Here is a 21972-nt window from a genome sequence, read left to right as displayed (position 1 = left end):
CTGCCATCCCAGAACGGACGGGCGAGTAACCGCCGCCTGTACCCATAAAAAAGAGAGAGGCTACAACCGTGATCGACACCCTGAACCACTTGCCGCGCCCGAGGGCCAGCGCCGAGCAGCTCGCCGACGCCTTCACCGACCTCGCCCCACCCCTCACCGCACGCCAGGCCGCCGTGGAAAGCGCGCGCTGCCTGTACTGCTACGACGCCCCCTGTGTGAATGCATGCCCGAGCGAAATCGACATCCCTTCGTTCATCCACCGCATCAGTGATGAAAACCTGCAGGGCGCCGCCGAGCGGATCCTGTCGGCGAACATCCTCGGTGGCAGCTGCGCCCGCGTGTGCCCGACCGAAATCCTCTGCCAGCAGGCGTGCGTGCGCAACAACGCCCAGGAGTGCGCGCCGGTGCTGATCGGCCAGTTGCAACGCTACGCCCTGGACAACGCCGGTTTCAGCGAGCACCCGTTCAAACGCTCGCCCAGCACCGGCAAACGCATCGCCGTGGTCGGGGCCGGCCCCGCCGGGCTGTCCTGTGCGCACCGCCTGGCCTTGCATGGTCATGACGTGGTGGTCTTCGAGGCACAGCAAAAGGCTGGCGGCCTCAACGAGTACGGCATCGCGCGCTACAAGCTGGTGGACGACTATGCCCAGCGTGAGGTGGATTTCCTGCTCGGCATCGGTGGCATCGAGATCCGCCATGGCCAACGCCTGGGCGACAACCTCACCCTGGGCGAATTGCGTGACCAGTACGACGCGGTGTTCCTGGGCCTTGGCCTGAATGCCGTGCGCCAGCTCGGCCTGCCTGACGAGGAGGCCCCTGGGGTGCTGGCCGCCACCGACTATATCCGTGAACTGCGCCAGGCCGACGACCTCCGCCAACTGCCGCTGGCCGACCGCTGCCTGGTGATAGGCGCGGGCAACACCGCCATCGACATGGCAGTGCAGATGAGCCGCCTGGGTGCGCGCGACGTCAACCTGGTGTATCGCCGCGGTGCCGCCGACATGGGCGCCACCGGCCACGAGCAGGACATCGCCAAGGCCAACCAGGTGCGCCTGCACACCTGGGCACGGCCCGATGCTGTGCTGCTGGACGACCACGGCCGCGTGAAAGGGATGCGTTTCGTACGCACCGAACAGGTCGAAGGCAAACTGGCCGATACCGGCGAAACCTTCGAGCTGCCCGCCGACGCGATCTTCAAGGCCATCGGCCAATGCTTCGATGACGCAGCGCTCAAGGACCCGGTAGCGGCGCAACTGGCGCGCGATGGCGAACGTATCCGCGTCGACGAGCAGATGCGCACCAGCCTGCCCGGCATCTATGCCGGTGGCGACTGCACCGCCCTGGGCCAGGACCTCACCGTCCAGGCCGTGCAACATGGCAAGCTGGCCGCCGAAGCCATCCATGCCCAACTCATGCTCAATGTGGAGGCAGCGTAAATGGCCGATCTGTCCATCGAATTCGCCGGTATCAAGGCACCCAACCCTTTCTGGCTGGCGTCCGCGCCACCGACCGACAAAGCCTACAACGTAGTCCGCGCCTTCGAGGCGGGCTGGGGTGGCGTGGTCTGGAAGACCCTTGGCGAGGACCCGGCGGCGGTCAACGTGTCGTCGCGCTACTCCGCGCACTTCGGCGCCAACCGCCAGGTGCAGGGCATCAACAACATCGAGCTGATCACCGACCGCTCGCTGGAGATCAACCTGCGTGAAATCACCCAGGTGAAGAAGGACTGGCCCGACCGGGCGCTGGTGGTGTCGCTGATGGTGCCGTGCGTGGAGGAATCGTGGAAGTTCATCCTGCCGCTGGTCGAAGCCACTGGCGCCGATGGCATCGAGCTGAACTTCGGCTGCCCCCACGGCATGCCCGAGCGCGGCATGGGCGCGGCGGTCGGTCAGGTGCCGGAATACGTGGAAATGGTCACCCGTTGGTGCAAGACGCACTGCTCGCTGCCGGTGATCGTCAAGCTCACGCCCAACATCACCGACATCCGCCAATCGGCCCGCGCCGCACATCGAGGCGGCGCCGATGCCGTGTCGCTGATCAACACCATCAACTCGATCACCAGTGTCGACCTGGACCGCATGGTCGCCCACCCCATCGTCGGAGACCAGAGCACCCACGGCGGTTACTGCGGCTCGGCGGTCAAACCGATCGCGCTGAACATGGTCGCCGAGATTGCGCGCGATCCTGAAACCCGGGGCCTGCCGATCTGCGGCATCGGTGGTATCGGCAACTGGCGCGATGCCGCGGAATTCATCGCACTGGGCAGCGGCGCGGTGCAGGTGTGCACGGCGGCGATGTTGCACGGTTTTCGCATCGTCGAAGACATGAAAGATGGCCTGGCGCGCTGGATGGACCAGCACGGGCACCGCAGCCTGGAAGCCTTCCGCGGCCAGGCCGTGGCGCACACCACCGACTGGAAGTACCTGGACATCAACTACAAGTCGGTGGCGCATATCGACCAGGATGCCTGCATCGGCTGCGGACGCTGCCACATCGCCTGCGAAGACACCTCGCACCAGGCCATCGCCAACACCCTGCAGGCCGATGGAACGCATGTCTACAGCGTGATCGAGGCCGAATGCGTGGGTTGCAACCTGTGCCAGATCACCTGCCCGGTTGAAAACTGCATCGACATGGTGGCCCAGGAGACCGGCAAGCCGTACCTGAACTGGACCCAGGATCCGCGCAACCCCTATCGTGAAGCGAGCTGACCTGGGCTGGCCTTCAGATTTTGAACCCTGCAAGATCCCTCGCCGGGGTTGTCAGGCACCCCGGCAGGCTCAAGGCTCCAGCCCGATGCCCCGCAGAATCACGCTGGTCACCGTCTGCACCGCCCGCTCGAACGCCATGTCCGACAGCGGCTCGCCGTCATTGAGCAAAGCCACCTGGTAACCGAAATCGGCGTAATGCTGGGTCGAAGCCCAGATCATGTAGAGCAGCGCCGACGGCTCGACCGGCAGGATGCGCCCCTCCTCCACCCAGCGACGGATCTTGGCTTCCTTCAACTGCGCCCAGGGCACCAGCGAATCGTCCAGGCTGTCGCCCAGCAGCGGCGCGCCGTGGAGGATTTCCTCGGCCCAGACTTTCGAGCCCAGCGGCCGCGAGCGCGAGTGTCCCATCTTGGCGCGGATATAGCTGGTCAGCACGACGCGTGGGTCTTCGAAGCGCTCGAAACACAGGGCATCCTGCTTCCAGACGTCCAGCAAGTCCTGCAGTACCGCACGATAGAGCTCATCCTTGGTACTGAAGTAGTAATGCAGGTTGGAACGCGGCAACTGCGCGCGCTCGGCGATGTCGCCCATGGAAGTGACGCCGTAGCCTTGCTCGGCGAACACCTGCTCGGCGGCCTGGAGAATTTTCTCGATATTGCGACGGCGAATTTCGATCTTGTGGTTGGCCATAGGGCGTCCGAAACGGCAGGAACCGCTCAAGGCTAACACGCACGAGCCATCGCTGCGCTCTGCAGATCGACAACTGTGCTTCGTCTGACAGTTGCAGCGTCACACACCCGCACCCGATCTGGAACCCCCTGCCCATGCGTCCGAACCTCCCCCTCTCGCTGCTGGCCCTGCTGGCCGGCACCGCCTCCCACGCCGCCGAGCGCATCGAGCTCGAACAGGTGCTGATCCAGGACCGCCAGCAGTCCGAGCAGGAAGCCGCTGCCGAACGACTGCGTGAGATACCCGGCGCCAGCAACCTGGTGGACATGGACAGCGTCGGCCAGGGGCGTGTGGCCAGCAACCAGGATGTACTGGCCTACCAGCCGGGGGTATTCGCCCAGTCGGCGGGCAACGACGGGATCAAGCTGTCGATCCGGGGCTCGGGTATCAACCGCGCGCCAGGCGCCCATGGCTCGGGGGTCTACACGATGTTCGACGGCTTGCCGCTGACCGGCCCCGGCGGGACGCCCTACGAGCTGTTCGAACCCTTGTGGCTGAGCCGTGCCGAGGTGCTGCGCGGTGCCAACGGCTTCGACCAGGGCGCCTTGGCCCTCGGCGGCGCGATCAACTACGTGACCCACACCGGCCATGACGCCGCCCCCCTGCAACTGCGCTATGAGGCCGGCAGCCACGGCTACCAGCGCCGGCACATCAGCTCTGGCCAGGTGCTGGGCAATCTCGACTACTACGTGGCGCTGACCGACGCCGAGTACGACGGCTACCAGCGACACAGCAGCGGCAGTGCCAAGGGCATCGCCGCCAACGTCGGCTATCGCTTCAACCCGAATCTGGAAACACGCTTCTACCTGCGCTACCGGGAAACCGAGAACGACCTGGCCGGGCGCCTGACCAAGGACCAGATCAAGCACCACCCGCGCGCCGCCAACCCGGCCTATCTCGCCCGCGATGACAGCCGTCCGCAGCCTGGCAGCACCTGGGTGGGCAACAAGACCACCTTCTTCCTCGATGATGACTCACGTCTGGAGGCCGGGCTGGTCTACCACGACTACCCAATGGACCTGCGCGAAGGCCCGATGCGCCTGAAAGTGGCTTACACCGATGTCAGCGGCACGCTCAACTACCTGCGTCGCGATACCCTGTTCGGCCACGAGAGCAAGACCACCGTTGGCTGGCGCACTACCAAGCACCTGCCCAACAGCGGCGCCTCGCAGTTCGTGCGCAATGGCGATGTGTTCGGCCCACGCAGCCGCGACTTCAGCTACCAGGGCTCGGACACCGTGCTGCACCTGGGCAACGACCTGGAGCTGGTGCCGAACCTGTGGCTGACCACCGGCCTTGCCATGATCTACACCCGCCGCGAAAGTGCCGTCACCTTCCCTGCCAACGGCGGTAAGGTCAGCCAGCACGACTGGGACTATGCACCGCGCCTGGGCCTGCGTTACGACATCGACCCGCAGACCCAGGTCTACGGCAACCTCAGCCGCTCCGTCGAGCCACCGCATCCTTGGTCGTTGATCTGGAGTTCGACAGTCGCAACGCAACCCATCGAGATGCAGAACCAGACAGCCACCACGCTGGAGCTGGGAGCCCGTGGCGAGTCGGTGCTGGGGCGCTGGGACCTGGCCTGGTATTACTCGCAGGTGCGCCATGAACTGCTGGCGGTCGAAATCGTGCCGGGCCAGCCGTTCAAGGAGTACAACGCCAGCCCCACTGTGCACCAGGGCGTCGAGGCCGGTCTGGACAGCACGCTGTGGCAACAGCCGGGCGTCGGCAAGCTGTCGCTGCGCCAGGCCTACACCTTCAGCGACTTCCATTACCGCGACGATGACCGCTTCGGCGACAACCGCCTGCCCGGTATCCCGATGCATTACTACCAGGCCGAGTTGCGCTACGACTGGCCCAGCGGTTTCTACGCCGGTGTGAATACACAGATGGCCTCGAAGGTGCAGGTTGACTACGCCAACAGCTATCACGCTGACGACTACGCCTTGCTTGGCGCGCGCCTGGGCTGGGACTCACCGAAGCAGGACTGGCAGACCTGGATCGATCTGCGCAATCTGACGGGCGAACGCTATGCGGCCACGGTAACCCCAGGCTATGACGACCAGGGTAGCGACATGGCGCGCTCGACCCCTGGGGAGGGCTTTGCAGCCTACATCGGTGTTTCTTACACGCTGAAATAATACAAAAGCATCTGGCGGCCAAGCATATTGCCTTCGACCATGCAGAAAAAACATCGAAGGCAGTATGAAAGCATGACCAAAAAGCAGTTATCGCCATTCAAATAGAAAGCGCCTACAGACACTGCGCGAAGGTACTGCTTCATTCCTTCCCTAATACCGCTGTCAAAAGCTCGCCTCCTTTCTCCTGAGCCCTCTGTGTGGGCGGATTGATCTGCGAAAGCATGCAGTCAACTGCCATAACAGTGACCGCACATTTCATTAACACGGCTCCCCGCGCACCCTCCCTTTCCGTAGACCGTCTTGTTGACGAACACTGCGTCGGCGGCCTTAGAACGCCGCCAACAACCCTCAGAGTTCAAGAAGGAGTTTCACCATGGGATACATTTATCGTGGCATGAGCAACAAACTGAACGAGTTGGAAGCAGAGGTCGTGGTAGATCAGGCGGCTGGCGAACTGACTACCGAGCACGCAGACGCAATGCAACTGGCCGAGCACGAGCACGTCGAGCTCGAACGCGAATAATCCAGCCTGCAAGGCGGCCCTCAAGCCGCCTTGCTCCCAGGAGTCAGCATGCATATGACGTACGTGGCTGAACGTGAACTCCCCCTGGCAACGGCAAGACAACGCATCGATGAACAACTTGCACAACTGGCGCTGAACGTTGAAGAGCACTGGGAAGGCACATGGGTCGGCTCGGCCCGCATAGGCCTCAGCTCACAGACCGGGGCTACCAGCCAAGGCTGCGGAAAAGGCCTGGAGCAAGAAGCTCGGGTCGGCGCACGCTTCGAGGCACTGGAGCACTTTCTCGATGAACACCTTACCCGTAATGCTCACCTCAACGAGGCCAGCGACTTGGCCCGAATGCCTACCCTGCAAGATGACATGCTGCAACCCTGGCTTGCGGCACAGCCCCACGAGAAACTGGCGTGCCAGGCTTACCACGACCTGGACGGCCAATGGCTGTTCGACTATCCATTGTGCCTCACGCGGCCGGATTACGCCGATCACCCGGCTGCCGGCGAAACCTTCGACCTTCGTGGGCTCCGACGCTACAGCAGCAATGATGGGTCAGCCATCGGCGCAACCCTCCAGGAAGCCATACTGCATGCGTTGAACCAGAGCATCGAACGCGATGCGCTGTCGCTGTTCTTCCTGCGTCATTACTACTACAGACAACCCTCCCCCTTGCGCTGGGTAAGCAAACCCGGCACGCACACCGAGCTCGGACGCATCTGGCAGCATGCCGAGGACTGCCTGGAAGCGCCAATTGGTGTTCTGGACATCAGCAGCGAGTTTGCCAGCAGCACCTATCTGGCACTGCGCATGTCGCAAGCATCACGCCTGCATGGCGCGCTGTTCGGCGCAGGCGCCTCGCTCGACCCCTGGCATGCCGTGCGCCGCGCGGTCACCGAACTGGTTCAGGTACAGCTCAACAGTCGCCCCCCCGGTGCGCTGGATGAGCTGAAACTGGCCGAACGCCTGCTGCGGCCTTTTCCTCGCCTGCAATCGTGCCTGCAGTTCGACCTCGACGTACTGCTGGAAAAAGCAGGACACACGGTGGCGCTGCCTGACCCAGGCCCTCGATGCAGTGTGCGTCAACAGCTGCGATATCTGTACGCAGACCTTCAACGCCATGGCAGGCAAGCCGGTATCTGCCAGCTGTTCCAAGGCCACGAAGGCATCAGCCTGGTGAACGTCGTGGTTCCCGGACTCGAACGTTTCCACCTCGTCTGCAGCGGGAATGTCGTCTGCCCCGGGCCCAGGGGCCTCGCCCACCGAAGTCAGCAACCTTGAGGGGTCGCCATGCAACCAGAACACGCTCGACACGAACGCTGGCTGGCCCGGCACCTGCCCTCGCGCGCCCATACTCCAGGCGGGGTCGCTACGCTGGAAGAACCTGTTGGCCATGGTCTGAACAACCTGTTCATACTCCGCCTGCAAAACCTCGAATACCTGGGGCGCAAGCTGCTGGATGAACAGGGGCAGTTGGGAAGCCGACTGACACCGGCCATGTTGCTGGGGCCGCTGCTCAGAACCCGACAGTGTGGCAACCGCCTGCAGATGCACTATCGGACGCTGTCCACCGACGAAAAACACCAGGTGTTCGCCCAGGCCCGGCGCAGCAACGACACCAGCATCCACTTCCCCTTTCCGGTCGTGGACGAACAGGGCCAAGAGCTAGTAGCACCTGCATCATTCTGGAATGACACCCCGCAGCTAGCCCGGCGCCTGGACGCACAGGAACGGCATTTTCGCGAGCACTGCCTGGCGACACTGCAAAAGCGCCTTGCTCCCGGCGCCGTGATACACGACCCCGCCTGCTCGACCGGAACCTTCATCGCAACGCTCGCGCAAGGGCTGCCCGACGCGCAGTGCCTGGGCAGCGACGTATCCCCTGCCATGATCGCCCATGCCCGCATGCATCAGCGACTGCCCAACCTGAAGTTCGACATTGCCGACGCCACTGATTCGGCCGCCGCAGACAGTTGCGACGTGCTGATCCTGCGCTTCCTGAATGCCGAGGTCATGCTCCGCCAGCAGGCCACCCGCCTCTTCCAGACATTGAGCCGACGTGTGCGACGAGCCGGTGTAATCATCGTCTTCGGCCATACCCCGGTGTTGGTCGCCATCGAGCCCGAAGCCAAGCGTCTGGGCCTGAAGGTCACCGGTACGATCGCCGCCTGCCCTGATACCCAGGCGCTGTTTCAGTTCTTCATCCTGGAGCGTGACTGAACAGCCTCACGGCAACTGCACCTGTGGCGTGCTCTCGGTGAAGATCGTCCAGCTGGAGATGAACAACGCGGCGATCAGCGGCCCGATCACGAAACCGTTGAGGCCGAACACCGCCAGACCGCCCAGGGTCGACACCAGGATCAGGTAGTCGGGCATGCGCGTATCCTTGCCCACCAGGATCGGGCGCAACAGGTTGTCCACCAGCCCGATCACCAGCACGCCGAACGCCGTCAGCACGATGCCTTGCCAAATAGCGCCGGTCAGCAGGAAATACACTGCGACCGGCCCCCAGACGATCCCGGCCCCCACCGCAGGCAACAGCGACAAAAACGCCATCAGCACCGCCCACACCAGCGCACTGGGAATATCCAGCACCCAGAAAATCAAACCGCCAAGAGCCCCCTGGGTGATCGCCACCAACAGGTTGCCCTTCACCGTGGCCCGCACCACCCGGTTGAACTTCAGCTGCAAGCGGCGCTTCTGCTGCTCGGGTAGCGGCACGGCCTGGCGCACCTTGCGCGCCAGCTCCGGCCCCTCACGCAAAAAGAAGTACAGCAGGTAGAGCATGATGCCGAAACTCACCAGGAAGTCGAAGGTGCCCTGGCCGAAGCTGAATGCCTGCCCGGCCAGAAACTGACTGCCCTGTGTCGCCCACTTGGTGATCTTGTCGCGCAGGCCATCGAGGTTGCCCATGCCCATGCGGTCCAGACCGTTCTGGACGAAGTGCGGCAGCATGTCCTTGCCGCGCTCGATGTAGCCGGCGATATCCAGCTGGCCGCTTTCAATGCGCTGGTACAGGGTGGCGCCCTCCTGCACCAGCAGGGCACTGATGATGATCACCGGCAGGATCGCAATCATCAGGCAGGTGGCCAAGGTGGCCCCGGCTGCCAGGTTGCGCCGCCGGTTGAAACGCAGCAGCAGGTTGCGTTGCAACGGCGCGAACAGGATGCCGAGGATCACGGCCCAGAAGATGGCGCCGTAGTAAGGCAACAGGATCCAGACGAAGGCGACGGTGACCAGCGCCAGCAATACGGCCAGGGCTCTGTTCTGGAGAGCGGTTTGATTCATGGGCATTCCTCGATTGTCCTGGACGTTAGTGCGTAGCGAAGCGGCAAAAGTGCCATCAACGCCGTTTGACCCAGATCAACACTGCTTCGCCAGCCGCGCCTTAGCATCCGCACCTTTTGCCCTGGTGCACCCATGAACCTTCTCGCCAAGCCCGAACTGCTGGCCCCTGCCGGCTCCCTGAAGACCCTGCGCTACGCCTTCGCCTATGGCGCCGATGCGGTCTACGCCGGCCAGCCACGCTACAGCCTGCGGGTGCGCAACAACGAATTCGACCACGCCAACCTGGCACAGGGCATCCAGGAAGCACACGCCCTGGGCAAGCGCTTCTACGTGGTGGTCAACATCGCGCCGCACAATGCCAAGCTCAAAACCTTCCTCAAGGACCTGGCGCCCGTGATCGAGATGGCGCCCGATGCGTTGATCATGTCCGATCCGGGGCTGATCATGCTGGTGCGCCAGCATTTCCCGCAGATGCCCATGCACCTGTCGGTGCAGGCCAACACCGTGAACTGGGCCAGCGTGCAGTTCTGGCAGCAACTGGGCCTGAGCCGGGTGATTCTGTCGCGCGAGCTGTCGCTGGAAGAGATCGAGGAAATCCGTCAGCAGGTGCCCGACATGGAACTGGAGGTCTTCGTCCACGGCGCACTGTGCATGGCCTACTCCGGGCGCTGCCTGTTGTCGGGCTACCTGAACAAGCGCGACGCCAACCAGGGTAGCTGCACCAACGCCTGTCGCTGGAAGTACCAGGCGACCCCGGCAGGGGAAAACGCCACCGGCGAGATCGTGCGCGAGTGCGAACCGAACTTGGGCATTGGCGCCCCAACCGACCAGGTGTTCCTGCTGCAGGAGGGCAATCGCCCCGGTGAAGAGATGCCCGCATACGAGGACGAACACGGCACCTACATCATGAACGCCAAGGACCTGCGCGCCGTACAGCACGTCGAGCGCCTGACTCGGATGGGCGTGCACTCGCTGAAGATCGAGGGGCGTACCAAGTCGCACTTCTACTGCGCCCGAGCCGTGCAGTCCTACCGCCAGGCGATCGACGACGCCGTCGCCGGTCGGCCCTTCGACCGCAGCCTGATGGACAACCTCGAGTCCCTGGCCCAGCGCGGCTACACCGAAGGTTTCCTGCGCCGCCATGTGCACGACGAGTACCAGAACTACCAGCGCGGCAACTCGGTCTCGGAGCGCCAACAGTTCGTTGGCGAACTGACGGGCCTGCGTATCGGCGGGCTGGCCGAGGTAAAGGTGAAGAACCGCTTTGCGCTGGGTGACACCCTCGAACTGATGACCCCTCGCGGCAACTACCACTTCGAACTCGAGCGGCTGGGTGATCGCCAAGGCCAGGCCATCGAGGTGGCGCCAGGCGACGGGCACTTGGTGTACCTGCCGATTCCCGAACAGGTATCGCTCGAGTTCGGGTTGCTGATGCGTGACCTGCCTGCGCAGCAGGCCCTAAGCTGACAGCGCTGTAATGACAGCCTCAGCTGGCTGACAGGGATGGGAGTGGATCATCGGGCTATTCCATGGCCCGTTCGCAGGCAAGCCCGCGGCTTCGAAAGGCGCGCCCGATCGCGACAAGGCCTCTACCCAAGCCCTGCCTGAGGCCCATTCATGCCCCACAGCCCCTCCCGTCGTACCTTCGTCAAAGGCCTCGGCGCCGCCACCGCGGTGGCCGGCCTGGGCCTCTGGCGCCCACTGGCCAGCGCCGCCGAAGGCCATCGCCCAGGCCAACCGGCGCAGGGCCAGGACTTCGAACTGTACGTTGGCCAGACTCCCGTCAACATCACCGGCCGCCCGCGCACGGCCCTCACCGTAAACGGCAGCCTGCCCGGCCCGCAGTTGCGCTGGCGCGAAGGTGACAGCGTGACCCTGCGCGTGCGCAACCGTCTGACCGAACCCACCTCGATCCACTGGCACGGCATCATCCTGCCCGCCAACATGGACGGTGTTCCCGGCCTGAGCTTCGCCGGCATCGAGCCTGGCGGCGACTACCTCTACCACTTCACCCTGCGCCAGAGTGGCACCTACTGGTACCACAGCCATTCCGGGCTGCAAGAGCAGGCGGGGGTCTATGGGGCGATCGTCATCGAACCCCGCGAGGCCGAGCCTCACGCTTACCAACGCGACCATGTGCTGCTGTTCAGCGACTGGAGCGACCAGGCCCCCGAAGCACTGCTGGCGACGCTCAAGAAGCAGTCCGACGCCTTCAACTACCACAAGCTCACTGTGGGTGACTTCATCGAGGATGTCGCGCGCGACGGCTGGCGCAAGACCGTCGACGAGCGCCTGATGTGGGCCGACATGCGCATGAGCCCCACCGATCTTGCCGACATCAGCGCGGCCACCTACAGCTACCTGCTCAACGGCCAGCCACCGGAGGGCAACTTCACCTGCCTGTTCCGCCCCGGCGAGACGGTACGCCTGCGCCTGATCAACGCCTCGGCCATGACCTACTTCGACTTCCGCATCCCCGGCCTGAAACTCACGGTGATCGCCGCAGACGGCCTGCCTGTGGTGCCGGTGACGGTAGACGAACTGCGCATCGCCGTGGCCGAAACCTTCGACATACTGGTCGAGCCGGGCGATGCCCCAGCCTACACCCTGTTCGCCCAGAGCATGGACCGCACCGGCTTTGCCCGTGGCACCCTGGCCCATGCTCATGGCCAGCAGGCGCCCATCCCGGCAACGGACCCACGCCCCCGGCTGACCTTGAACGACATGGGGCACGGCGGCATGGGCGGCGCCGCAATGGCAGACATGCCTGGCATGGAACACGCCAACATGGCCGGCATGAATCACGCGGCAATGGTCGCCATGCAGCGCCACCCGGCCAGCGAGAGCGGCAACCCGCTGGTCGATATGCAGACCATGGCGCCGCGCCCGAACCTGGGTGATCCCGGTATCGGCCTGCGCAGCAACGGCCGCCGGGTGCTGACCTACGCCGATTTGCGCAGCCGCTTCGAAGACCCCGACGGCCGCCCACCCTCACGCGACATCGAACTGCACCTGACCGGCCACATGGAGCGCTTTGCCTGGTCATTCGACGGCGTGAAGTTCAGCGACGCCCAACCACTGCGCCTTACCTATGGCGAGCGGGTGCGCATCACACTGGTCAACGACACCATGATGGCCCACCCCATTCACCTGCATGGCATGTGGAGCGACCTGGAGGATGAACAGGGCAACTTCATGGTGCGCAAGCACACCCTCGATATCCCGCCCGGAACCCGGCGCAGCTATCGGGTCAGTGCCGACGCCCTGGGCCGCTGGGCCTACCACTGCCACTTGCTCTACCACATGGAGACCGGCATGTTCCGCGAGGTACGGGTCGATGAATGAGCTCAACAGCCGCTGGCTCCTGGCCAGTGTGACCCTGCTGGTGCTGCTGGCCAGCGAAGAGGTGCGCGCGCAGCAAAACCCGACCCAGCCCACCACGGCGTTGCCGGTCATCACCGATGCCGACCGCCGCGCAGCCTTTCCCCCTCTGCCGGGCCACCAGGTGCATGACGATGCGCTGAACGCGGCGGTGATCGTCGATCAACTCGAATACCAGCACTTCGACAACAGCGGGCTGCTGAACTGGAATGCCACTGCCTGGATCGGCGGCGACATCGATCGCCTGTGGCTACGCAGCGAAGGTGAACGTGAACAGGGCATCACTCACAAGGCCGAACTGCAGGCGCTTTGGGGCCATGCCATCAGCCCCTGGTGGGAGCTGGTCGGCGGTATACGCCAGGACTTCAAGCCTGCCAGCGGCCAGGCCTGGGCAGCGTTCGGCATCCAAGGGACGCCGCTGTATGGGCTGGAGCTCGAGGCCACCGCCTATGCCGGTGAGCGACAGCAGACCGCGCTGCGCCTGGAGGCCAGTTACGCTATGCTGCTGACCAATCGCTGGATCCTTGAACCGACCCTCGAAGCCAACTTTTTCGGCCGTAACGATGCCGGGCGCGAGCAAGGTTCGGGGCTGGCCGAAAGCGAAGTAGGCCTGCGCCTGCGCTATGAAATCACGCGCAGCTTCGCACCCTATGTCGGCGTCAGTTTCAACCGCTTGCACGGCACCCGCGCCGACCAGGCCCGTGAAGACGGCGACGACCCCGCGCAGACCCGTCTGGTCGCAGGTGTGCGCCTGCGTTTTTGAAGGAGTTCGACCATGCTACGCAAACACCTGATGGCCTTTGGACTGCTGGCCATCAGTGGCCTGGCACAGGCCGCCGAGGTCATTGATGTCTACCGCGACCCCAACTGCGGCTGCTGCAAACAGTGGATCAGCCATCTGCGCGACAACGGTTTCACGGTCAACGACCATGTCGAGCCGAACATGAGCGCGGTCAAGCAGCGCCTGGGCGTCGCACCACGCCTGGCGTCTTGCCACACCGGCGTGATCGACGGCAAGTTCGTCGAAGGGCATGTGCCCGCCAAACAGGTGCGCCTGCTGGCCAAACGCAGCGATCTTAAGGGGCTGGCCGTGCCGGGTATGCCCATGGGCTCGCCCGGCATGGAAATGGGCGACCACAAGGATGCCTATCAGGTCATCGGCCTGACCCGGGACGGCCAGGACACTGTGGTCGCCGAATACTGATGCTCAGTCTCTGGGCGCTGTTTCTCAGCGCCTTTGGCGCAGCCACCCTGCTGCCGCTGCAGTCCGAGGCGGTACTGGTCGGTTTGCTCCTGCGCGACCCCGACGCCTGGCTTGTGCTGTTGCTGATTGCGACCCTGGGCAATGTGCTCGGCTCGCTGGTCAACTGGCTGTTGGGCCGAGCGATCGAGCGCTTTCGTGACAAACGCTGGTTTCCGTTCAGCGCCAGTCAGCTGCAAAGTGCACAACGGCGTTACCAGCGCTGGGGCCAGTGGTCGCTGCTGTTGAGCTGGATGCCCGTGATCGGTGATCCATTGACCCTGATCGCCGGGATCATGCGCGAGCCGTTCTGGCGCTTCCTGTTACTGGTCACCCTGGCCAAGGCCGGGCGCTACCTGGTGGTCGCGATGATCACCCTGGGCTGGTTTCACAGCGGGTAACACCTTTCACGGTTCCGAAGGTCAACTGACTGCTACAGTCGCCTTTTCCTACTTGAACCTACACGGAGTACCCCGATGCTGCGCGCAACCGCCCTGGCCCTGGCCTGCCTCGTCGGCAGCTCGGCCATCGCCGCCGAGTCGCCAACCTATGGCAGACAGCTCGAAGGTTTCACCTACCCTCACCCACTCCAGCACTTCGCCTTCACCTCACAGGGCCAGGCCCTGCAGATGGGCTACATGGACGTCCTTGCGCAGGGCCAGGCCAATGGTCGCAGCGTGGTGCTGATGCATGGCAAGAACTTCTGCGCCGCCACCTGGGAAACCACCATCGAGGCCCTGAGCAAAGCCGGCTACCGGGTCATCGCCCCGGACCAGGTCGGCTTCTGCACCTCGAGCAAGCCCGAGCATTACCAATACAGCTTCCAGCAACTGGCCGACAACACCCATGCACTGCTCCAACAGCTTGGCATCGACAAGGTCAGCGTGCTGGGCCACTCCACCGGTGGCATGCTCGCCACCCGCTATGCGCTGATGTACCCACAGCAGGTGGAGCGCCTGGCCATGGTCAATCCGATCGGCCTGGAGGACTGGAAAGCCCTGGGCGTGCCCTATCGCAGTGTCGATCAATGGTATCAGCGTGAACTCAAGCTCGATGCCGAAGGGGTGCGCAACTACGAGCGCAACACCTACTACGCCGGGCGCTGGAAGCCGGAATACGAGCGCTGGGTGCAGATGCTGGTAGGCCTGAACAAAGGGCCTGGGCACGAAGCGGTGGCGTGGAACTCGGCGCTGATCTACGACATGATCTTCACCCAGCCGGTGGTCTACGAGTTCAAGGACCTGAAGATGCCGACGCTGCTGCTGATCGGCGACAAAGACACCACCGCCATCGGCAGCGACATTGCCCCGCCAGAGGTCAAGGCACGCCTGGGCAAATACGCAGTGCTCGGACCGCAGGTGACCAAGCTGATCCCCCAAGGGCAACTGGTCACCTTCGAAGGCATGGGGCATGCCCCGCAGATCGAGGAACCTGAGGCGTTCCACAAAGCCTTGATCAACTGGTTGCAGCAGTAGCACTCGCCTTGCTGCAGGCTGGGAGCGGTCTTTTACGGCCACAAGGCCGCTCCTGAACAGACTCTGTGAACGAAGCTGTCACGCCCTCCAGACCTGCCCTTCGCTCCACCCCAGTTCGGCAAAATCATCCGCGCGCAGGGGCGCCTCCTCCTCGCAGAAGAATTCGTCCAGCTGCGGCGGGCGCACCGAGGTGTCGCTGAGCATCGCATGCACCTGCCCGCGGTGATGGATCTGGTGTTCGAACAGGTGCGAGAGCAGGCGCAGGCGCTGCTCGCGCTGGACCCGGTCAGCCCGCACGATACTCACATAGCGCCGCAACTGGTCGTCACGCAACAGCCGGCAATACGCGATCAGGCGCTGGTCGGCCTGGGCCTGCTGGGCATGCAGGTCGGTACAGGTGGCAAACGGCTGCTCAGGCTCGAAGAAGCGCTCGCCATCGGCCTCGGGGGCTTCGCCGCGCTGCTCGCACTCCAGGGCATTGAGGTAGAACCAGTCCACCGTCAGCAGGTGATTGAGCGTGGCCTTGATCGAAGGAAAGAAGCTGCAACGGGGGGCGACGAACTCGTCGTGGGTCAGTTGCAGGCATGCCTTGTACAGGCGATGGTTGGCCCAGCCGTTGTTGTAGGCCTGGGTCAGCAGATGGTGCGACAGCAGCTCCATGGTCGGCTCCTTCAGGCGAAGCGTTGCAGTTGCATCTCCCGCAGCCGGCTCAGGGTCCGCCTGAACGGGAACGCCAGATACCCTTGAGTGTAGAGCGCTTCGAGCGCGACCTCGGCTTCCAGGTACAAGGCGACCCGACGGTCGTAGCATTCGTCGACCAACGCGATGAAGCGCCGCACACTGTCATCGCGGGGCGACAGCGCCGGTAGCTGGCGATCGCCGGCCACTACACGCTGGGCGCCGTCCTCGGTTCCGCGGGCGATGCGCCCGGCACGTTGCACCCCGCCCAGTGCAGGCAGCCCCTCCAGCAGGATGGCCGTATAGCGGTCGCACAGGGCCATGAACTCAGTCGCCGCCAGCGGTTGCTCGCACAGGTCGGCGAAGTGGCACCAGATCACCTGCTCGCTGCGGCGAATCACTTGGATCTGCCGCGAACCGACCTGCAACGGCTGGTCGGTGCCGGGGTCATCCGCGCTCAGTTGCCGGAATACCTCGGCCAATGCGCTGGGCTTGCCCGCCTCGGCAATCCAGTAACGCTGACGCTGTTCGCCAGGGTGCAGGCGGTGGTCCTGCTCGCCGGCCACGGAGATGACCTGCATGTGCCGCTGGATCGCGGCGATGGCCGGCAAGAAGCGCTCACGATTGAACCCGTCGAGGTACAGCTGATCGGGCGGCTGGTTGGACGTAGCGACGATGACCACGCCCTGGTCGAACAGCACCTGAAACAGGCGACCGAGGATGATCGCGTCGCCAATATCGCTGACAAACAGCTCATCGAAGCACAGTACGCGAATATCCCTGGCCAGCTCCCGGGCCAGCGCGTGCAGTGGATCGGCGGTGCCAGCCAGCAGAAACAGGCGTTGGTGCACCCAGGCCATGAAGTGATGAAAATGCTGTCGCCGGGAAGGAACCGCAAGGCACTGCTGGAACTGATCCATCAACCAGGTCTTGCCGCGCCCGACCGGCCCCCATAGATAGACGCCCTGGCCGCCGCGCCCCTGCTCCAGCGCCTCGAAGCACTGCTGCAGGGCGGCAACGGCCTCGGCCTGCGCAGGGTCGGCGGCAAAGCCTTGCTGCTCGATGGCTTGCTGATAAAGGGCGTAGGGCGTCATGGCGTTGGATCGCAGGCAAAACGCCATGGTAATGGGGGTTTCCCGGATCCGCCATCAACCCTCGCGCAGGCCGACCTTCAGCAGCTCCCCGTCCTTTGCGTCAGTCAGCACGTACAGGTAGCCGTCCGGCCCCACCCGCACATCGCGAATACGCGCATTGAGTTCCCCCAACAACCGTTCTTCATGGACGATCTTGTCACCATCGAGTTGCAGGCGAATCAGCTCCTGAGTGGCCAACGCACCGATGAACAGGTTGTGATCCCAGGCCTTGAAGGTCGGGCTGTCGTAGAAGGCCATGCCACTGATGCCTGGGGACTTCTCCCACACATGGTGCGGATCTTCCATACCCTCTACATGCTTGCCCTTAGCTTCGGGGATCGGCAGCAGCGAGTAGTTGATGCCATGGGTCGCGATCGGCCAACCGTAGTTCTTGCCTGCCTCGGGGATGTTGATCTCATCGCCGCCGCGCGGGCCGTGCTCGTGGGTCCAGAGCTTGCCTGTCCAGGGGTTGAGCGCCGCGCCCTGCTGGTTGCGGTGCCCGTACGACCAGATTTCCGAGCGCACATTCTTCTGGCCGACGAAGGGATTGTCCTTGGGCACCTCGCCATCGGGCAGGATCCGGACCAGCTTGCCCTGTAACTTGTCCAGATCCTGGGCGGTGGGGCGCTGATTGTTCTCGCCCAAGGCAATGAACAGATAGCCCTCGCGGTCGAACACCAGGCGCGAGCCAAAGTGGTTACCCTCGGACAGCTTGGGTTGCTGGCGGAAGATCACGGTGAAATTTTCCAGACGCGCGCGATCCTGCGACAGCTGGCCACGTCCGACCGCCGTCCCCGCCTTGCCGTCCGCGCCTTCCTCGGCATACGACAGATAGACCGTGCGATCCTTGGCGAACTCCGGCGAAAGCACCACGTCCAGCAGGCCGCCCTGCCCTTGCGCCCAGACCTTGGGCACCCCTGACAGCGGCGGCCCGACCTTGCCTTCGGCACCAACGATGCGCAGGTTACCCGTGCGCTCGGTGACCAGCATATCCTTGCCCCCCGGCAGGAATGCCAGAGCCCACGGGTAGGCCAGACCATCAGCGACGGTACTGACGGTCAATTGCCCTTCTTCGCTCGCAAACTGCTTGTCGTCGGCAGCCTGTGCCAATAACGGGAACAGTGCGGCAGCAGCCAGGGTGGTCATCCAGATACGTGGCGTCATGCAGGGATCCTTCCAATCAAGAGGCTCAGGGCGCACGTTGTGAGTCGCGCGGTGGCCGAGTGGGTTCCAGGTTCGGGGTCTGTTGTTGACGGCGCAGGTTGTCACCGTTGCCGATGCCGCGGTTGTCCAGCGTCGGTGGCCGCACAATGGGCTGGGTCGAGGGGCCGCGCACCGGCGGCGTCGCTGGCACACTGCCTTGGCGGCTGTTGGGGTTGGCGCGCTGAATTGGGCTGTTGTAGGGGTTATTGCGGTCGCTGGCAGCAAGCAAGGGCATCTGCACGGGTGCCGCGTGAGCGGGAAGGCACAGCAGCAGGCTGATGGCCAGGAAAGGCAGTGTAGGTTTCATCCTTCATCTCCGGTACGAAAAATCGCGCCCAAGCGTTGGATAGCCTAAGGCGCTTCAGGTTCGCGACAAAAGCATGAAAACCAATGGAGTTGATTCGCGATGTTTCCTTCAGGCCGATAGCGAGGGTTTCAACGATGGGACGTATTTGCCACACTCAAAGGCCGTCTCCAGCCAAGGCCCTTGCGATGACCATCTGCTTGCGCAACACCGCCCGACTTTGCCTGGCCCTGCTGCTGGCCCTGGCGCTCAATGCCTGTGCGCTGCTGCACAACCGCGATCCGCTGAACATCAATGTCATAGGCATCGAGCCCCTGCCCGGACAGGACCTGGAGTTGCGCATGGCCGTGAAGATACGCGTGCAGAACCCCAACGAGACGCCGGTGGACTTCAACGGTATTGCACTGAACCTGGAGGTGAACGATCAACCGCTGGCAGCAGGTGTCAGTGACCAGCGTGGGCATATCGGCCGATATGACGAGGCGGTGATCGTGGTCCCGGTGAGTATCACCGCGTTTTCGTTCCTGCGTCAGGCGTACGGCCTGAGCCAGACCCAGTCGCTACAAGGATTGCCCTATGTGTTGCGCGGGAAGCTGGCCGGTGGGCCGCTGGGCACGGTGCGTTTCACCGATAAAGGCAAGCTCGATTTACCGCAGCCTGGGCGTGCTGGCTGGTGAGGATCAACGGTTGGCGCTGGCCGCCGCCATCATCCTGTTGACTTCGCTGCGCACCATGTCGGCGAACTCCGGAGGCGACATACCCTCCAGCTCGGCACGGACCCATTCGGCCCACTTGCCCTTGCGTCGAGGCTTCTCGGCGATCATGCGGGCCGCCTCGCCCTTGGCCTTGCCGAGATTGTTCTGCCAAAACTGGAACAGTCGTGATTTTTCCGCCTCGATCTGTGCACGTTCGGCGAAGTCTCTATTGGCCAGATTGAAACTCATGGTCTTTCCTGCCGCTTGAAAATGAGCGCTATCTTACACTGTAGCGGCGAGCCGCCGGTATGCCGTTGCAACTTTCGACGCACGCCGTTATCCACTGTACAAGTCAATCCACCTACGAGGACGTGTTCATGGCCAGGAAATCCACCGCAACAGCCGATAGCGATCAGATCAAGGACCAGGTGTTCAGCGAGCTGCAGGCCTTGATCGAGGAGTCCGAAAAGCTCCTCGACGATAGCGCTTCACTGGTGGGCGAAGAAGCCGATACCTTGCGCGCCCAGCTCGGCCTGAAGCTGCGCCAGGCTCGCCAGGCCACCAGTCGTCTGGGGCAGAAGGCACAGCCGGTGGTAGATGCCACGCAGGAATATATTGGTGGCCACCCGTGGCAGACCGTCGCGATCTCCGCAGGATTCGGGTTGGTGGTCGGCTTGCTGCTCGGCCGTCGCCAGTGAGCTGACCCACCTCCACAGGCCCGGCCGCCCTCAGGCAGGCTGGGCCATCGGGATGCCGCTGTGAAAGCGCATCTCCATGTCCGGCGAGCTGATCAGCTCAGCCTCCACTGCCCTCACCTTCTCCACCACCCGCGCGATATCCGCTTCTTCACCATAGTGGTGCGCCAGTTTCAGGTAGCCCTGGTAGTGACGTGCCTCACTCTTGAGCAGGCCGTGGTAGAAGGTGCCAAGCTCCTCATCCAGGTGCGGCACCAGCGCCGCGAAACGCTCACAGCTGCGCGCTTCGATAAAAGCACCGACTACCAGGGTATCGACCAGCTTGACCGGCTCGTGGGCACGCACAACGCGGCGCAGGCCCGAGGCATAACGTCCTGCCGAAACAGGTCGCAGGGGAACGCCGCGACGTTTCATCAGGCGCAGTACCTGTTCGTGGTGCACCAGCTCCTCACGGGCCAGGCGCGACATCATGTTGATCAAGTCCAGATGGGTGTTGTACTTGGCGATCAGGCTGAGCGCAGTGCTGGCGGCCTTGAACTCGCAGTTCTTGTGGTCGATCAGCAGGGTTTCCTGGTCGGCGAGCGCCGCTTCGATCCAGGCGTCAGGCGTAGGGCAGCCAAGGAAGGCGTCGATTTCAGGGGTCAGGGACATAGGCTCACAGCTGGGTGACATCGCAGGAGCGCGGATTATACCGAGGGCGATGCCGATCGCCAGCGACTATGCTTGATACACGTCAAACGGCGCGACACAGACCGCCGACTATAGTCAGGCATTGGTCTTCATATCCCAAGGGAGTCATGCCCATGCAAGCCGTTCGCAGCATCCTCGTCGTACTCGACCCCGAGCACGCCCACAGCCGGGCTTTGACTCGGGCCAAGCTGATCGCCGGGGTGACCGGCGCACGCCTGCATCTGCTGATGTGCGACAAGAAGCAGGACCACAGCGCCTTGCTCAGCCTGCTGAGTAGCCAGCTGCATGATGATGGCTACGACAATGTCACCCATGAGCAGGCCTGGCATGACACGCTGCACGAGTCGATTGTCAGTGTGCAGCAAGCCGAAGGGTGCGAACTGGTGATCAAGGAGCATCGTCCGGACAATCCGCTGCGCAAGGCACTGCTTACACCCAGCGACTGGAAACTATTGCGCCAGTGCCCCTGCGCCGTGCTGATGGTCAAAAGCGAACGGCCCTGGACCGGCGGCAAGATCCTGGCGGCGGTGGATGTGGGGAATCAGGACGGGGATCATCGGCGACTACATGCCAGCATCATCGACCATGGCTATGCGATCGCCAGCCTGGCCAAAGGCGAGTTACACGTCATCAGCGCTCATCCCTCGCCGATGCTCTCGGCGTCAGACCCTGTGTATCAGCTCAGCGAAACCATCGAAAAACGCTACCGCGAAGCGTGCTCGGCATTCCAGGCGGAGTTCGATATCAGCGAAGATCGCCTGCATGTCGCCGAAGGGCCGGCCGATGTACTGATTCCCTATGCCGAGAAACAGATCGATGCGGTGGTCACCATCGTCGGCACCGTGGCGCGCACGGGGATATCTGGCGCCTTGATCGGCAATACCGCCGAGGTGGTGCTTGATTCGCTTGAGGGGGATGTACTGGTGCTCAAGAGCGAAGAAGCGACGGCGCACCTGGCCGAATTGGCGCGGGGCTGATGCGATCCAGATCGGCTTTTCAGTCGCTGTATTGGACAGCCAGAAAGACAAAACCCCTACCTGCTCGCGCAGATAGGGGTTTTGCGAAATGAATCTTGACGATGACCTACTCTCA

At 63.5% G+C, this 21972-nt stretch carries 23 protein-coding genes; 15 read left to right on the top strand and 8 right to left on the bottom strand.

Annotated elements, in window-relative coordinates; all coding sequences use genetic code 11:
- Positions 1–68: 68 nt before the first annotated feature.
- Together HU748_RS25355 and preA are read left to right on the top strand one after the other, a co-directional pair.
- Positions 69–1436: an FAD-dependent oxidoreductase gene (locus HU748_RS25355; protein ID WP_186722417.1), complete on the top strand. Its 1368-nt coding sequence runs from the start codon at positions 69–71 to the stop codon at positions 1434–1436.
- Complete coding sequence (preA, locus tag HU748_RS25350) at positions 1437–2711, top strand: NAD-dependent dihydropyrimidine dehydrogenase subunit PreA (RefSeq protein ID WP_186668843.1); 1275 nt, start codon at positions 1437–1439, stop codon at positions 2709–2711. It abuts the gene before it with no gap.
- A gap of 69 nt (positions 2712–2780) precedes the next feature.
- Here the strand turns inward: preA and HU748_RS25345 are convergent, their stop codons facing one another.
- Positions 2781–3401, bottom strand: coding sequence for a TetR/AcrR family transcriptional regulator (locus HU748_RS25345; RefSeq protein WP_186668841.1), 621 nt, complete (start codon positions 3399–3401; stop codon positions 2781–2783).
- Positions 3402–3535: 134 nt separating this feature from the next.
- Between HU748_RS25345 and HU748_RS25340 the strand changes: the two genes are divergently transcribed.
- From HU748_RS25340 to HU748_RS25325, 4 genes are all read left to right on the top strand, one after another.
- Complete coding sequence (locus HU748_RS25340) at positions 3536–5584, top strand: TonB-dependent receptor (RefSeq protein ID WP_186722416.1); 2049 nt, start codon at positions 3536–3538, stop codon at positions 5582–5584.
- A 373-nt stretch (positions 5585–5957) separates the two neighbouring features.
- Positions 5958–6107, top strand: coding sequence for a hypothetical protein (locus HU748_RS25335; RefSeq protein WP_186668837.1), 150 nt, complete (start codon positions 5958–5960; stop codon positions 6105–6107).
- Positions 6108–6155: 48 nt separating this feature from the next.
- Positions 6156–7379, top strand: a complete 1224-nt coding sequence (locus HU748_RS25330) for a YcaO-like family protein (RefSeq protein ID WP_186722415.1) — start codon at positions 6156–6158, stop codon at positions 7377–7379.
- 9 nt (positions 7380–7388) lie between these two features.
- Positions 7389–8318: a methyltransferase domain-containing protein gene (locus HU748_RS25325; protein ID WP_202885244.1), complete on the top strand. Its 930-nt coding sequence runs from the start codon at positions 7389–7391 to the stop codon at positions 8316–8318.
- Between the two features lie 6 nt (positions 8319–8324).
- On the opposite strand, the gene HU748_RS25320 is transcribed toward HU748_RS25325, so the two are convergent.
- A complete protein-coding gene (locus HU748_RS25320) occupies positions 8325–9386 on the bottom strand; it encodes an AI-2E family transporter (RefSeq protein WP_186709855.1) in 1062 nt (353 codons plus the stop codon).
- Between the two features lie 132 nt (positions 9387–9518).
- Between HU748_RS25320 and yegQ the strand changes: the two genes are divergently transcribed.
- The 6 genes from yegQ (at position 9519) to HU748_RS25290 (ending at position 15482) form a co-directional block, all read left to right on the top strand.
- Positions 9519–10853: a tRNA 5-hydroxyuridine modification protein YegQ gene (gene yegQ, locus HU748_RS25315; RefSeq protein WP_186722414.1), complete on the top strand. Its 1335-nt coding sequence runs from the start codon at positions 9519–9521 to the stop codon at positions 10851–10853.
- Positions 10854–11003: 150 nt separating this feature from the next.
- Positions 11004–12731 carry a copper resistance system multicopper oxidase gene (locus HU748_RS25310; RefSeq protein WP_186722413.1) on the top strand — a complete coding sequence of 576 codons (1728 nt, stop codon included), beginning with the start codon at positions 11004–11006 and terminating at the stop codon, positions 12729–12731.
- Positions 12724–13530, top strand: a complete 807-nt coding sequence (locus HU748_RS25305; protein WP_186722412.1) for a copper resistance protein B — start codon at positions 12724–12726, stop codon at positions 13528–13530. Before HU748_RS25310 ends, HU748_RS25305 begins: the two co-directional genes overlap by 8 nt.
- 12 nt (positions 13531–13542) lie before the next feature.
- On the top strand, positions 13543–13971 hold the full coding sequence (locus HU748_RS25300; RefSeq protein ID WP_186722410.1) for a DUF411 domain-containing protein: 429 nt from the start codon (positions 13543–13545) through the stop codon (positions 13969–13971).
- Complete coding sequence (locus HU748_RS25295; RefSeq protein ID WP_186668825.1) at positions 13971–14408, top strand: YqaA family protein; 438 nt, start codon at positions 13971–13973, stop codon at positions 14406–14408. The genes HU748_RS25300 and HU748_RS25295 overlap by 1 nt, the downstream gene beginning before the upstream one ends.
- A 75-nt stretch (positions 14409–14483) precedes the next feature.
- Positions 14484–15482 (top strand): alpha/beta hydrolase, encoded by a 999-nt coding sequence (locus tag HU748_RS25290; protein ID WP_186722408.1) that lies wholly within the window; start codon positions 14484–14486, stop codon positions 15480–15482.
- 78 nt (positions 15483–15560) lie between these two features.
- Here the strand turns inward: HU748_RS25290 and HU748_RS25285 are convergent, their stop codons facing one another.
- Genes HU748_RS25285 through HU748_RS25270 form a run of 4 tightly spaced genes read right to left on the bottom strand, consistent with a single transcriptional unit; the run spans position 15561 to position 18803 of the window.
- A complete protein-coding gene (locus tag HU748_RS25285) occupies positions 15561–16142 on the bottom strand; it encodes a DinB family protein (protein WP_186668821.1) in 582 nt (193 codons plus the stop codon).
- An 11-nt stretch (positions 16143–16153) separates the two neighbouring features.
- On the bottom strand, positions 16154–17254 hold the full coding sequence (zapE, locus tag HU748_RS25280; RefSeq protein WP_186722406.1) for a cell division protein ZapE: 1101 nt from the start codon (positions 17252–17254) through the stop codon (positions 16154–16156).
- Positions 17255–17308: 54 nt separating this feature from the next.
- Positions 17309–18457, bottom strand: a complete 1149-nt coding sequence (locus HU748_RS25275) for a PQQ-dependent sugar dehydrogenase (RefSeq protein ID WP_186722404.1) — start codon at positions 18455–18457, stop codon at positions 17309–17311.
- A 25-nt stretch (positions 18458–18482) separates the two neighbouring features.
- Positions 18483–18803 carry a hypothetical protein gene (locus tag HU748_RS25270; protein WP_151926147.1) on the bottom strand — a complete coding sequence of 107 codons (321 nt, stop codon included), beginning with the start codon at positions 18801–18803 and terminating at the stop codon, positions 18483–18485.
- A gap of 185 nt (positions 18804–18988) precedes the next feature.
- Here HU748_RS25270 and HU748_RS25265 point away from each other — a divergent pair, with 185 nt between their 5' ends.
- Positions 18989–19477 (top strand): LEA type 2 family protein, encoded by a 489-nt coding sequence (locus HU748_RS25265; RefSeq protein ID WP_186668815.1) that lies wholly within the window; start codon positions 18989–18991, stop codon positions 19475–19477.
- 3 nt (positions 19478–19480) lie between these two features.
- On the opposite strand, the gene HU748_RS25260 is transcribed toward HU748_RS25265, so the two are convergent.
- On the bottom strand, positions 19481–19744 hold the full coding sequence (locus HU748_RS25260; protein WP_186668813.1) for a hypothetical protein: 264 nt from the start codon (positions 19742–19744) through the stop codon (positions 19481–19483).
- Positions 19745–19872: 128 nt separating this feature from the next.
- Here HU748_RS25260 and HU748_RS25255 point away from each other — a divergent pair, with 128 nt between their 5' ends.
- Entirely contained in the window at positions 19873–20193 is a 321-nt protein-coding gene (locus HU748_RS25255; RefSeq protein WP_186668811.1) for a DUF883 family protein, read from the top strand.
- A gap of 30 nt (positions 20194–20223) precedes the next feature.
- On the opposite strand, the gene miaE is transcribed toward HU748_RS25255, so the two are convergent.
- A complete protein-coding gene (gene miaE / locus HU748_RS25250; protein WP_186668809.1) occupies positions 20224–20841 on the bottom strand; it encodes a tRNA isopentenyl-2-thiomethyl-A-37 hydroxylase MiaE in 618 nt (205 codons plus the stop codon).
- A gap of 152 nt (positions 20842–20993) precedes the next feature.
- On the opposite strand from miaE, the gene HU748_RS25245 reads away from it, so the two are divergent.
- A complete protein-coding gene (locus HU748_RS25245) occupies positions 20994–21857 on the top strand; it encodes a universal stress protein (protein ID WP_186722402.1) in 864 nt (287 codons plus the stop codon).
- Positions 21858–21972 lie beyond the last annotated feature (115 nt).

Source organism: Pseudomonas sp. RW3S2 (assembly GCF_014268955.1).
In the GTDB taxonomy this organism is placed as follows: domain Bacteria; phylum Pseudomonadota; class Gammaproteobacteria; order Pseudomonadales; family Pseudomonadaceae; genus Aquipseudomonas; species Aquipseudomonas wayambapalatensis.
Note: the sequence above shows the minus strand (reverse complement) of the source record. Positions and strands in the feature narration are given on the sequence as shown.